Below are 13,069 nucleotides of genomic sequence, written 5' to 3' on the forward strand. Positions count from 1 at the left end.
AAAAGAGGCAGCCCTCGCCTCTTCCATGCCGGAAGAGCGAGAAGCTGCCTCTATTCATCGTCGCAGCCTAGAGCTGCTTGATCATGCCTTCGATAATCGCGTGCGAATTAATGGAAGCCTGCACCGTAAACTCGGCGAAATTCACATGCGCCGAACCGTCCGCCTTGTCCGACATCGCACGGATGACGACGTACGGAATGCCGTTCATATGGCATACTTGCGCGAGCGATGCGCCTTCCATCTCGGTGCACGCGCCGTTCAGCTCCTCGTAGAGAGCACGTACCGTGTCGCGGGAAGCGACGAATTGGTCGCCGGAAAGTACCTTGCCCTTCAGCGTACGGCCCGGGAACAATTGCTCGCTGACGCTGCCGGCAAGCTCGACCAGCGCCGGATCCGCCTGGAAATCCCACGTATCCTGGTACGGGATTTGTCCGCGGGCGAAGCCAAGCGGCGTCACGTCCATGTCATGCTGCAGGCAGGATGTCGATACGACGATGTCGCCGATGTTCAAGCTCGGCGCCACGGCGCCCGCTACGCCCGTAAACAGGACGCAATCGACGCCGGCCTCGATCAGCAGCTGCGTGCAAACCGCCGCGTTGACTTTGCCTACGCCGGACTTGCAGAACACGACCTGGCGGCCTTGGAAGAGGCCTTCCGTATATTCAATCCCTGCCTTCACGAAAGCGCCCGTCTTCTCGACATGCTTGTGAAGCAGCTCCACTTCTTCGACCATAGCTCCAATGATGCCAATCTTGCGGTAAGCTGTCGTCATTAGATGCTCCCTACCGATTGACGCGTTACGATTTCGTACGGCAGCACGACTTTCGGATTATCAACCGTTTCTTTCTTCATCAGCTTCGTCAGCAGACGCATCGACACCGCGCCGATATCGTACATCGGCTGCGCGACCGCGGTCAATTGCGGTCTGACCATGGACGCCATGCGGCTGTTGTCCACGCTGATGACCGAAATATCGTTCGGCACTTTCAGGCCCGCATCCTGGATGCTGTGGATCGCGCCGATCGCCATTTCGTCCGTCGCGGAGAAGACCGCCGTGGGACGGGAGGGCAGCTCCAGGAAGTACTTCATCGCGTCGACGCCGGATTCGTAGCGGTAGTTGCCGATCCGCACCATGTTCTCGTCGTAAGGCAGCCCGTTCGCTTCCAGCGCGCGCTTGTAGCCTTGGAAACGCGCATAGCCGTTCGCCGGATCCTGCAGCGTGCCGCCGATCATCGCGATCGAGCGGTGGCCGTTCTTGATCAGCGTCTGTACCGCGTCGAACGCAGCGGCTTCGTGATCGATGTCGACGGATGGAATCGCGCCGTTCTCGTCGGTCGTCGCGCAGAGCACGATCGGCACGTTCGCCGACTTGAACGCCTGCAGATGCTCGTCCGTCACGGCGCCGCCCATGAACAGCAGCCCGTCGACCTGCTTCTCCAGCAGCGTATTGATGACGCGGATCTCTTTCTCTTTCTTCTTGTCCGCGTTGCACAAAATAATATTATAGTGATACATATTGGCGATATCCTCGATGCCGCGAGCGACTTCGGCGAAGATCGCATTGGAAATGTCGGGAATAACGACCCCGACAGTAGTCGTTTTCTTGCTCGCCAAACCGCGCGCAACCGCATTCGGACGATAGCCTAAGCGCTCGATCGCTTCGAATACTTTCTTGCGTGTCTGAGGTTTAACGTTCGGATTGTTGTTGACGACCCGTGACACAGTTGCCATGGACACGCCTGCTTCTCTTGCTACATCATAAATGGTTACCGTCACAGTCCTTCTCTCCATTAGTTCAAATTTTTCTCTCGCCCCGTAACACTTTATCTTTAATCATACGACAAAATATTACTTTTCGCAATGCGTGCCGAGATGCTCGTCTAATGTTGAGTAGGTAATCCGCCAATGGGAAGCGCTCCACGACACCTTGCCGCCGTCCACCAATAGCAGCTGAGGCGATTCGTGCTTCACCAGCAGCCGCTCCGCGATCGCATCGGCGACGATCCGATTTTCCGGGACGAGCACCATTACGGGCTTCAGCGATAAGGTTACCGCGTCTTCGAGCCAGCTGGACAATTCGTCGTACGCCCCGCTGCTGATCGAGCATTGCGTGCTGTGCTTGAACACAAGCAACGGCTGACGAAACGATTCGTCGTAAGCGGCCTCCCATTCGACGGCATTCGCAAGCGGAACCGGCATGTCCATTCCGGGCCCTCCTTTGATTATCCTTATTGTAGCATGCCCCTGCTTAATTGGCTCAGCCGCTTATGTATGTCAGCCATCCACTCTTCGTCTCCCGCCGCTTTCGCGACCGACAAGAGATCCAGAAGCATGTCGATTCGTTCTTCCGTCATCCGCCTGACGAGCGCCGGATCGGATTTCTTCTTATCGTGATGAGCCTCTACTAACAGCTTTGCCCATTCATTCCATTCGTTAAACAAAAAGGTTTGTTTTGCCGGCTGGGCGCCCAGTTTGCCGATCAAACCCGTGAGGTCCGGCTTGACTTCCGGAAACACTTCGCTGCGGTTGCAGGAAGGACAAGAGTAAATCGGAACGTTATCAATTTCAACCTTGTTGGAATATATGACGGTACGCAGCTTCATTGGCATCGTACCGCCGCAAGCACAGCGCTTTTGCAAAATAATCCACCCCTTCTCCTCAAAGAAGCACAGCCATGGAAACGCTTCTAGAAAAATGCGTTTATCGCAGGCATAGCTAGACGATAAAGGTATTCGACTTTTTGCGGCGAAGTCCTTCTTCCGGAGAGGTTGTAATTTTTGCTTCTAACGGGTTAAACAGCCAGTCTGCGCCACTGTTTGATCACCGGCGGGAAGGTCAGCAGCAGCATGGCCAGCGCGGCTCCGATGCCGTCGTGCAGCAGGTCCTCGAAGTCGGGCGACCGTCCCGCGACGAACGATTGATGGTATTCATCCGTCAGCCCGTAAGCAAGGCACAGCAGCACGACCGCCGCTTTCGCGGACAGCCGCTCGGCGCGCCGGCCGAAGCCGTACGCGTACGCCAAGGCGAGCGCGAAATAAGCGACGAAATGCCCCCAGTTGAAATCCGCCATGGAGGGGAACAGCTTCTGCAGCCAGGGCAGCACCGTATTCAGCTCGTCGCCGGTTCGCGAGGAGAGCCAGAAGATCGCCGCCATCGTTAGCACGGAGGGCAGCAGGGCGAGACTCCTTCTTGCGGTTTGCTTCATGGAATCACCTTCGTATAGAATGAGTACAATGTCTGCCGAATCAGGGCAAGAGGAGGAACAACGATGTCGCTGCAAGGAAAAACGATCATTTGTCTGCTTGACGACGAATTCGAGGATCTCGAATTATGGTATCCGGTCTACCGCGTTCGCGAGGAAGGCGCGACCGTGCTGTTCGCCGGACCCGAGAAAGGCCGGACGCATATCGGCAAATACGGCGTTCCCGCCAAGGCCGATATCGGCTACGACGAGCTCGACGGCGCCGCGATCGACGGCCTGCTCGTGCCGGGCGGGTGGGCGCCGGACAAAATCCGCCGCGATCCGAAGGTGCTCCAGCTCGTGCGCGAGCTGGACGCGGCGGCCAAGCCGATCGGGCAAATCTGCCATGCCGGCTGGGTGCTCGTCTCCGCAAAAATTCTGAACGGGCGCAAAGTGACGTCAACGCCCGGCATCCGGGACGATATGGAGAACGCCGGCGCCGTCTGGCTCGACGAGCCGGTCGTCGTCGACGGCCATCTGATTTCGGCGCGCCGGCCGCCGGATCTGCCGCCGTACGCCAAGGCGTTCGTCGACGCGCTGCGGAACGGCTGATGTTTACGCTTGTTCTCATATACGTACGCATATATGCTTAGATGACAATTGTGCTTGCGCGTAATGGAACGGCGTGTCGGACGCCATAACCGCATCGCGATTGCAGCACGATCCCATCGCGATCGTTCAGGGCGGCAAACCTCGGGTTTGCCGCCCTTTCCGTTATCATGGGCCGGTACAGACCGCTCAGCAATGCCGCGAACAGCTCCGTGAACGGTCAGCTCTTGAATATGTCCGGGAACGCTTCCGCCTTCTGCTCTTCCGACGGTTTCAATTCGAGCAGCGCAAGAATCTCCGCGCTCGTCCTGCACTGCAGGAGCCGGTTGAACAGGCTGCGGCATTCCTGCTGCCGGAGCGCCAGCAGCCGCTCCTTCACCGGCAGAATCGAATGCGCCGACATGCTCAGCTCGTCGACGTCCAGCGCAAGCCAGATCGGCAGCGCCTTCAGATCGCCGGCCATCTCGCCGCATACGCCGACATGAATGCCTTTGCGCTTCGCCGCTTCGACCGTCAGCTGGATCATCCGCAGGACGGACGGATGGAACGGTTCGTACAGATGCGAGATCTGCTCGTTCATCCGGTCGACCGCGAGCGTGAATTGAATGAGATCGTTCGTGCCGATACTGAAGAAATCGACTTCGTCGGCCAGCATGTCCGCGATGACGACCGCGGCCGGCAGCTCGATCATGATGCCCACTTCGATTTCCTCCGCGAACGGAATGCCTTCGGCGCGAAGCTCTTTCTTGCAGCTTCCGAGCAGCGCATTCGCCGCCCGCACTTCGTCCACGGACGAAATGAGCGGATACATGATTTTCACGCTGCCGTAATGGCTGGCGCGCAAGATCGCCCGCAGCTGCGTCTTGAACAGCTCCGTCTTGTCCAGACAGATGCGGATCGCCCTGTACCCCAGGAACGGATTGTCTTCTTCCGGCAGCTCGAAATAATCGAGATGCTTGTCGCCGCCGATGTCGAGCGTCCGAATGATGAGCGGCTTCGACCCGAGCTCTTCCGCGACGCGGCGGTACACCTCGACCTGCTCTTCCTCCCGCGGCAGACGGCTGCGGTCCATGTACAGAAACTCCGTCCGGAACAAGCCGACGCCGTTCGCTCCGCTGGAGAGCGCGACGTCAAGCTCCTTCAGCGAGCTGATATTGGCGCTTAGCTCCATTTCCTTGCCGTCCTGCGTGACCGGCTTGAAATTGATAATGCCCTTCAGCTGCTGCTTCTTCTCCGATTGCATGATCTGCTTGCCCGTATAGAGGTCGATGAGCGACTGCTCCGGATGGAGATGCACGATGCCGAGGCCGCCGTCGATAATGAGCATATCCCCGGTTTGAATCGTCTCTTCCAGCTTCGACTCGATGCCGACGACAAGCGGCACGCCGAGCGCCCGCGCCATGATCGACGAATGCGAAATCGTACTGCCGGCGAGCGTCGCGATCCCGAGCACATGGTTCGGGTTCAAATGCGCGAGCTGCGACGGCGACAGCTCCTTGGCGATCAAGATGAACGGCTGCGTATCGGAAGGCAGCGTAATTTCCGGCGCGCCGAGCAGATGCTTGAGCAGCCGGTTGCCGACATCCTTGATGTCGAGGGCGCGTTCCTTCATGTATTCGTCATCCAGCAGGTCGAACATCGTGACGAAGTGGTCGATCGCTTCTTTGACCGCCACTTCCGCCGCTTTGTATTGGCGCTGAATGATGCCTTGGATTTCGTTCATGAAGACGGGATCGTCCAGAATCGCCAGATGCGCGTCGAAAATATAGCTTTCTTCCGGACCGACCGCTTCCCGAAGCTCGTCCTTCATTTGCTCGATCTCGACTTTGGACGTGCGGATGCCTTCATATAAGCGATCGAATTCCCGTGCGAGATCGCCCACGTCGATTTTCTGTTCCGGAAGATCCCATTCCCAATTCGGGAGTACGAACGCCTTGCCGATCGCGATGCCAGATGATGCTCCAATACCTTGAATCACGCTGTTTCCCCTCCACCGCTTCTCTCTTTTAGCACGACGGACATGACGGAAGCCTGCCCGCGCTTCACGCTCTTGAACGGCGCGAAGCTCCATGAGCTGACGAGCTCCGAATTGGTAATGACCATCGGCGTCGCAAGCGACTTGCTTCCTTTACGGATTTTCTGCATATCGAAGGTGATCAGCAGCTGGCCGGGCTTCACCTGGTCGCCTTCCTTGACGACCGCGGAGAAGCCCTGGCCTTTCAGCTGCGACGTATCGATGCCGATATGGAGCAGCACCTCCAGCCCGTCGGGCGTTCGAATGCCGATCGCGTGCATCGACGAATAGACGTGAATGACCTTGCCGAGCACCGGCGACACGAGCTCGCCCTTCTCCGGCATGAACGCGACGCCGTCGCCGACGAGCTTGCCCGCGAAGATCGGGTCGGGCACCTCGCTGAGCGGCATCATCCGGCCCTGCACCGGCGAACAGAAGAGCACCCTGGAAATGTCCCGGCGGATCGCCTTGTTCATCTCCTCCCGGATAAGCTCGGAATAGGTGCCGAACACGATCTGAACATTGCCTCCGCCGAGGCGGATAACGCCGGCCGCCCCGAGATGCTTGAGCGCGTTGTTGTCGATCAGCTTGTCGCTGCCGACCTTCAAGCGCAGGCGGGTAATGCAGGCCTCCATCTGGAGGATGTTCTCCTTGCCTCCGATCGCTTGCAGAATAAGCGGCGCCCTGTACGGAATGTCGCCTGCCCATTCGTCGAGCTGCGACCCTTCCTCGCGCCCCGGCGTCGGAATGCGGAATCGGCGGATCGCCCAGCGGAACATGACATAATAAATCAGACCGAACAAGATGCCGAGCGGAATGATCAGCCAGCCGCGGGTCGCCAAATGCTCGTTGATCAGATAGTCGATCGCGCCGGCCGAGAACGAGAAGCCCGTCCGCACGCCAAGCTCGTAGGTCAGCCACATCATCAGGCCGGAGAGCAGCGCATGGATGACGAAGAGATACGGCGCCACGAACAGGAACGCGAATTCGATCGGCTCCGTCACGCCCGTCAGGAACGAAGCGAGCGCGGCGGTCATGAACGTCTTGCGGATCTTCGGCTTCAAATCCTCGCGCGCCTCGTGAATGATCGCGAACGCGATCGCGGGCAGCGCGAACATCATCGTCGGATACAGGCCGGCCATGAACCCGCCTGCCATCGGATCGCCGGCGAAGAAACGCGGCAAATCGCCGAACACCATATGCCCGTCCGGCGCCTGATAGGCACCGACCTGGAACCAGAATACATGGCTGACGAGATGATGCAGGCCGAACACGACCAGTATCCGCAGCACGAAGCCGAACAGAAACACGCCGAAGCCGCCGCCGGAATTGACGATATCGCCAAGCTCCATCAAGGCGTTATGTATGCTTGGAGCGATTTGAACCATAATGATCGCCCATAAGGTGGAAAAAACGCTGACAATCAGCGGCACGAATCGCGGTCCGCCGAAGAACTGGATATATTCGGGAAGCTTGATGGTCTTGAACTTCTCGTTCAAGATGCTCGTCACGATCCCGATAATGACGCCCGTGAATACGGTCGGTTCGAGTTCATAATGACTGGCGTTGATAATGCCTGTATAGATGAACATGCCCGCCATCGCCGCAAGCCCGGCCGTAACGGAATTGCTGGTCATGCCCATGGCGACGCCGAGGGCGAATAGATAAGGCAGGAACGCGAAGAGCGTCTGACCGGCAGTCAACAAATGCGTATGTATGCTCGGCATGCCGAAGGAGTCCCATGGCAGGGCGCTGAGGCAGAGAAAGATCGCGGCCGCGGGCAAAACGATGGTCGGGAGCATCAGCGAACGTCCAAGCTGCTGCAGATGACCCATGATGTTCATAAGCTTCCCTCCTCTCGGGCGTAAATCGGCTGCCGCCGTCCGATCGGCGGCGCAGCGTCGTTATGATCACGATATACGTATGGCTTGCTTTGATCGTAAGGGTTTCCCCGATGCTTGTCAAAAGAAAACGGCGGACCGTTAGTCCGCCGCCTTCCCGAACCCGGAACGGCTGCTAGCCGCCTGCCGTTCCGCTCCGGTTATTGCTGATAGCCGCCGGAGTTCTGGCTGTTCGCCGTAAATCCGTGACGGGAAATGACCGGACCTTGATTGGAAAATCCGGAATGCTGAAGGACCGGCGTGCTGCCGGCTTGGCTCGTAAATTGCGTTGCGCCGTAGCCGCCGCTGCCGAAGGAGCTTTGGTGCTGGGCGTTCTGTTGTTGGGCGTTCTGCGCCTGGTACCCGCCGTAATGCGAAATGACCGGCTGCGATTGTTGATTCGCGTAGCTCGTCAAAGCATGCGATTGATACGGCTGGGACTGCTGGGATTGCTGCATATTTTGGGCTTGATAGCCGCCGAAGTGCGAAATGACCGGCTGCGATTGTTGATTCATGTAGCTCGTCGAAGCCTGCGTCCGATAAGACTGGGATTGCTGCTGCTGTTGCTGCGCGTTTTGGGCTTGATAGCCGCCGTAATGCGAGATGACCGGCTGCGACGACATGTTGTTCGAGCTTCCGCCATAATGCGACAATACCGGTTGGGAACCGTGCATTTGGCTCGAATTCATAGAGGAGCTTTGGCCATAACCGTTGTTAGCGGAATAACCAAGATGCGAAATGACAGGACCCGTATTGGACTGCGCCGACATATTGCCGGCTTGTTTCGGAATGCCTTGGTAGTGGGATTGCACGAACCCCGATGGTTGATACCGGTTCTGTTGACCCATTCCGCCCGACATTCCGTTAGAGCCCTGCTGCCCAAATTGATTCATCGTTGTGATGTCCTCCTAGAATTCAGGGATTTGGCTTCGGAGCACCCGCTTCAAAGCGTTAGCCCCGAAAAGCCTCCCTTATTGTTGGAGAGACGGCATGTTTTTATGTTTGTTAGGATTTGGCTTTGCCGTGCGGCAGCAGGATGGAATCCTCGACTTTAATGCAGCGGTCCATGACCGCGTTCAACCCGCCTTGCTGCGCAATTGCGGCCGCTTCCTCGTTCTCGACGCCGAGCTGCAGCCAGAGCGTCTTGGCGCCGATAGCGACGGCTTCCCGGGCAATCGGCGGCGTATGCTCGCTGCGGCGGAATACATTGACAAGATCGATGGGAAACGGAATTTCGCCCAGCGATGCGTATACGCGCTCGCCGAGAATCGTCTCGGCGTTCGGATTCACCGGAACAATCCGGTAGCCCTTGGCCTGCATGGCCTCCGACACCATGTAGGAGGTACGTTCCGGATTGTCCGACAAGCCGACCACCGCGATCGTGCGCGATGCTTCCAGAATCCGTTTGATCTCATCCCGCGAAGGATTCGCGAATGCCATTCGTCATCCATCCTTTCATCTTGGACCGCGCTTCCATAGCCCTATCCGTATTCAGCGAGCCTCAGAGACGGCTTGCGGATCCATTCCTTACTTGGATTCTACCCATTCCACGTTCGCGCCGAGCGCCTTCATATGATCGAAGAAGATCGGATACGATTTGGCGACATGATGCGCATCGTGAATCCGAATCGGCGCTTTCGCGCGCAGACCGACGACGGTCAAGGCCATGATGACGCGGTGGTCGTAATGCGCGTTGATATCGACGCCGCCTTCGACGCCTTCCGGGCGGCCGTGAACGATGATTTCGCTGCGGCGCTCTTCCACGTTGGCGCCCGCTTTGCGAAGCTCGTTCAAGTAGTCCGTGATGCGATCGCATTCTTTATAACGCAGATTCTCGACGTCGTAGAAACGGGAGGTGCCATCCGCGAAGACCGCGGCGGCGACCATAGCCAGAACGGCGTCCGTCGCTTTGTCGCCGTCGAACTCTACCGCCTTCAGCTTGCCGTTGCCTTGGACGTGAACGATCCCGTTGTCATGCGTGAGCGGCACGTCCATCATGCGCAGCACGTCGACGATCGCGCGCTCGCCCTGCTTGCTGTGCTCCATCAGGCGATGCAGCTTCACGTCGGATTGCGAGACGGCCGCGGCCGCAAGCACCGCCGCGGAACCGGGATAATCGCCTTGCACGACGTATTCCTTCGCCGCGTACTTCTGACCGCCTTTCACCCGGTAGCGCATCAGATCCTCGCTCGCTTCGATGACGATGCCCGCCTGTTCCAATACTTCGAGCGTCTGGCCGACGACGACCTTGGATTTCAGGTCGTGCAGCACTTCGATCTCGCTGTCTTCCTTCAGCAGCGGCGTCAAGAAGAGGAGCGCGCTCAGGAACTGCGAGCTGACATTGCCGGACACCTGGATTTTGCCGCCCTTCGGCGCGCCGCCGCGGATCGTAATCGGCAGTTTGCCGTCGTTATGCCGCACGTCCGCGCCGATCTGGCCGAGCGCGTCGATCAGGTCGTCGTGCGGGCGCTTGCCGAGCGAATCCGGGTAACGGTTGATGAACGTCACGTCCGGCGCCAGCGAAGCGATCGCCATCAGGAACCGCAGCACAGCCCCCGCGTTGCCGACGTCAAGTTCCTTCACGTCGCGCGGGCTCGATCCGAAACCGACGATCGTCATTTTCTCGTCGTCTTCCTCGATTACCGCGCCCAGGTCGCGGATGCAGCGGCGCATCGCGTCGCTATCCTCGCTGTGAGCCGGGTAATAGATCGTGCTGGTGCCTTCCGCAAGCGCGGCGACAAGCAGGTAACGCGTCGTGTAGTTCTTGGAAGAAAGCGCTTGAAGCTCGCCCTTCAATTGCGGCGTAGGTGTAACAATAACGTCCATGGTTGCGCAGGTCCCCTTCTTAATGGAATGTTTCATGGTAATGTTAGCGTTGAATGGCTTGCGCGATTCGTTCCACGACCTCGTCGACGGCGAGGCTCGTCGTATCGATCGTCAGATGGGCGAAATCGTATGCGTGCTTCCGCTCTTCGAGCAGCTTGTAGGTTCGTTCCCGAACGTTCCCCTGGAGCAGCGGACGGTCGGGATCCTGGCTGACGCGCTCGATCAATCGCTCGGGATCCGCCTTGAGCGCCACGACGAAACCGCTCCGAAGAATGAGCTCGCGATTGACGGGCGCGAGCACGGCCCCGCCGCCGGTCGCGACGACAAGCGTCTCCCGCGAGCTCAGCACCGCTTCCAGCGCTTCCGTCTCCGCGGCCCTGAAGGCGCTCTCGCCCCGGTTCGCGAAGATGGAGGCGATCTCTTCGCCTTCGCGCTTCACGATCTCGGCATCCACGTCGGTGCTCGCGCAGCCGAGCCGGCTCGCAAGCTGCTTGCCGACCGTCGATTTGCCCGTGCCCGCGAAACCGATGAGCACGATATGCTGCGAGCTGATTTCGCTCATGTCCGACACCTTCCCTTACGTCTGTATACGATAAACATGTTTCATGATTATAGCATTTTTCATGTACCTCGGGTATAAAAAACTTGTTTCTACCGTAGAGTTGATAGTACTGGTCAAATCTTGATAAGGAGTGAATGTCATGGCTGCATTGCCGGAGCCCTTCTCCGCCCTCTATCGCGTCAAACGCATCAGCGATCCGGACTACCCGCTGTCCCGCGACGACGTCATCTGGACGCTTGAATTCGTGAAAAAGAAAATGGCTGACGAAGCACCCGATTTGCACGGTCTCCCCCAGCCACTCTTATTGAAGAAATTTCAATGCTTCGCCGAAGCTTCCTTGCTGCTGCTGAAGCAGCGCAGCGGATGCGGCCCGGAAGCCGACCGGCTGCGCCAATGCCTGCTGGAAGTGATCGCCGGCCTTACGATTGAATCCAGTTGAAGTGGAACGTGCCTTCTTTGTCCACGCGCTTGAACGTATGGGCGCCGAAGTAGTCGCGCTGCGCTTGCAGCAGGTTCGCAGGCAGACGTTCCGTGCGGTAGCTGTCATAGTAGGACAGCGCGCTCGAGAAGGCCGGCACCGGAATGCCTTGCGCGACGGCCGTCGCGATTACTTCGCGCCATGCGCCTTGGTACGATTCCACGATTTCCTTGAAGTATTCGTCGAGCAGCAGGTTGCTCAGCGCCGGGTTGCGGTCGTAAGCGTCCTTGATGTTCTGCAGGAAGCCGGCGCGGATGATGCAGCCCCCGCGGAAGATCATCGCGATGTCGCCGTAGCGCAGGTTCCAGCCGAATTCGTCGGACGCCGCGCGCATTTGCGCGAAGCCTTGCGCGTAGGAACAGATCTTGCTGGCGAACAGCGCTTTGCGAACCGCTTCGATGAATGCCGCTTTGTCGCCTTGGAACGCCGCCGCTTGCGGTCCTTTCAGCAGCTTGCTCGCTTCGACGCGCTCTTGCTTCAGCGCGGACAGGAAGCGGGAGAATACGGATTCCGTAATGATGGACAGCGGCACGCCGAGATCCAGCGCGCTTTGGCTCGTCCATTTGCCCGTGCCCTTCTGGCCGGCGGAGTCGAGGATGACGTCGACCATCGGCTTGTTCGTTTCCGGATCGTATTTGGAGAAGATGTCGGCCGTGATCTCGATCAGGTAGCTGTCGAGCTCGCCTTTGTTCCACTCGGTGAAGATGGCGTGAAGCTCTTCCGTGCTTACGCCGAGCACGCGGTTCAGCAGGTCGTACGCTTCGCAGATCAGCTGCATGTCGCCGTACTCGATGCCGTTGTGAACCATTTTGACGTAGTGGCCCGCGCCGTCCGGGCCGATGTATGTGCAGCATGGGTCGCCGCCGACTTTCGCCGAAATCGCCGTCAGGATCGGCTCGACCAGCTTATAAGCGGATTCTTGGCCGCCAGGCATGATGGACGGTCCTTTCAGCGCGCCTTCTTCGCCGCCGGAAACGCCGGTGCCGATGAAGCGCAGGCCGCGGGCTTCGAGGTCTTTGCTGCGGCGAACCGTGTCGGGGAAGTACGCGTTGCCGCCGTCGATGATGATGTCGCCTTGGTCGAGCAGCGGAACGAGCGAGTCGATCGTCGCGTCCGTGCCGGCGCCGGCTTGTACCATGATCAGGATTTTGCGGGGCACTTCAAGGGATTGCACGAATTCTTCGATGGAATATGTACCGACCAGGTTCTTACCGGCGGCTTCCTTCATCAAGTCGTCCGTCTTCTCGCGCGAACGGTTGAATACGGAAACCGTAAACCCTCTGCTTTCGATATTGAGCGCAAGGTTCTTACCCATGACGGCAAGGCCGATTACGCCGATTTGCTGCTTAGACATAGAAATCTCCACACCTTTACTCTGATATAGTGATGAAGCATTGCGACGTGCCGCGAGGCTTTTTACGCATACAATACTCCTATTTTACTCTTTTTAACCGCTAATGAAAACCATTGGGCAGTAAAAATGTCGTTAAAGGCCGGAAATTGAAATAAACTCCCGCTG

General features: G+C 58.3%; 14 protein-coding genes. 2 read left to right on the plus strand and 12 right to left on the minus strand.

The window, feature by feature from the left end:
- Nucleotides 1-67: 67 nt before the first annotated feature.
- The 5 genes from GXP70_RS19085 to GXP70_RS19105 form a co-directional block, all read right to left on the minus strand.
- Nucleotides 68-772 carry a 5'-methylthioadenosine/adenosylhomocysteine nucleosidase gene (locus tag GXP70_RS19085; RefSeq protein ID WP_162358311.1) on the minus strand — a complete coding sequence of 235 codons (705 nt, stop codon included), beginning with the start codon at nt 770-772 and terminating at the stop codon, nt 68-70.
- Nucleotides 772-1,776 carry a catabolite control protein A gene (ccpA, locus tag GXP70_RS19090; protein WP_162358312.1) on the minus strand — a complete coding sequence of 335 codons (1,005 nt, stop codon included), beginning with the start codon at nt 1,774-1,776 and terminating at the stop codon, nt 772-774. The genes GXP70_RS19085 and ccpA overlap by 1 nt, the downstream gene beginning before the upstream one ends.
- A 72-nt stretch (nt 1,777-1,848) precedes the next feature.
- Nucleotides 1,849-2,205 carry a bacillithiol system redox-active protein YtxJ gene (gene ytxJ / locus GXP70_RS19095; protein WP_162358313.1) on the minus strand — a complete coding sequence of 119 codons (357 nt, stop codon included), beginning with the start codon at nt 2,203-2,205 and terminating at the stop codon, nt 1,849-1,851.
- 23 nt (nt 2,206-2,228) lie between these two features.
- Complete coding sequence (locus GXP70_RS19100; protein ID WP_318652384.1) at nt 2,229-2,603, minus strand: hypothetical protein; 375 nt, start codon at nt 2,601-2,603, stop codon at nt 2,229-2,231.
- Between the two features lie 188 nt (nt 2,604-2,791).
- On the minus strand, nt 2,792-3,205 hold the full coding sequence (locus GXP70_RS19105) for a VanZ family protein (RefSeq protein WP_162358315.1): 414 nt from the start codon (nt 3,203-3,205) through the stop codon (nt 2,792-2,794).
- 63 nt (nt 3,206-3,268) lie between these two features.
- Here GXP70_RS19105 and GXP70_RS19110 point away from each other — a divergent pair, with 63 nt between their 5' ends.
- Entirely contained in the window at nt 3,269-3,793 is a 525-nt protein-coding gene (locus tag GXP70_RS19110; protein ID WP_162358316.1) for a type 1 glutamine amidotransferase domain-containing protein, read from the plus strand.
- Nucleotides 3,794-4,010: 217 nt separating this feature from the next.
- On the opposite strand, the gene ptsP is transcribed toward GXP70_RS19110, so the two are convergent.
- From ptsP to GXP70_RS19140, 6 genes are all read right to left on the minus strand, one after another.
- Complete coding sequence (ptsP, locus tag GXP70_RS19115) at nt 4,011-5,768, minus strand: phosphoenolpyruvate--protein phosphotransferase (protein ID WP_162358317.1); 1,758 nt, start codon at nt 5,766-5,768, stop codon at nt 4,011-4,013.
- Nucleotides 5,765-7,648, minus strand: coding sequence for a glucose PTS transporter subunit IIA (locus GXP70_RS19120; protein WP_162358318.1), 1,884 nt, complete (start codon nt 7,646-7,648; stop codon nt 5,765-5,767). Before GXP70_RS19120 ends, ptsP begins: the two co-directional genes overlap by 4 nt.
- A gap of 197 nt (nt 7,649-7,845) precedes the next feature.
- Nucleotides 7,846-8,577: a hypothetical protein gene (locus GXP70_RS19125; protein WP_162358319.1), complete on the minus strand. Its 732-nt coding sequence runs from the start codon at nt 8,575-8,577 to the stop codon at nt 7,846-7,848.
- Between the two features lie 112 nt (nt 8,578-8,689).
- Nucleotides 8,690-9,124: a CoA-binding protein gene (locus GXP70_RS19130; RefSeq protein WP_162358320.1), complete on the minus strand. Its 435-nt coding sequence runs from the start codon at nt 9,122-9,124 to the stop codon at nt 8,690-8,692.
- Nucleotides 9,125-9,211: 87 nt separating this feature from the next.
- On the minus strand, nt 9,212-10,510 hold the full coding sequence (gene aroA, locus GXP70_RS19135; RefSeq protein ID WP_162358321.1) for a 3-phosphoshikimate 1-carboxyvinyltransferase: 1,299 nt from the start codon (nt 10,508-10,510) through the stop codon (nt 9,212-9,214).
- A 43-nt stretch (nt 10,511-10,553) separates the two neighbouring features.
- Nucleotides 10,554-11,072 (minus strand): shikimate kinase, encoded by a 519-nt coding sequence (locus tag GXP70_RS19140; RefSeq protein ID WP_225442475.1) that lies wholly within the window; start codon nt 11,070-11,072, stop codon nt 10,554-10,556.
- A 139-nt stretch (nt 11,073-11,211) separates the two neighbouring features.
- Between GXP70_RS19140 and GXP70_RS19145 the strand changes: the two genes are divergently transcribed.
- Entirely contained in the window at nt 11,212-11,511 is a 300-nt protein-coding gene (locus tag GXP70_RS19145) for a hypothetical protein (RefSeq protein WP_162358322.1), read from the plus strand.
- Here the strand turns inward: GXP70_RS19145 and gndA are convergent.
- The gene (gene gndA / locus GXP70_RS19150; RefSeq protein ID WP_162358323.1) at nt 11,492-12,904 is read right to left on the minus strand and encodes an NADP-dependent phosphogluconate dehydrogenase; all 1,413 of its coding nucleotides are present in this window, start codon (nt 12,902-12,904) and stop codon (nt 11,492-11,494) included. The two genes, GXP70_RS19145 and gndA, sit on opposite strands and share 20 nt — an antisense overlap.
- Nucleotides 12,905-13,069: the final 165 nt, after the last annotated feature.

It is taken from the genome of Paenibacillus lycopersici, from assembly GCF_010119935.1.
GTDB lineage: Bacteria > Bacillota > Bacilli > Paenibacillales > Paenibacillaceae > Paenibacillus_Z > Paenibacillus_Z lycopersici.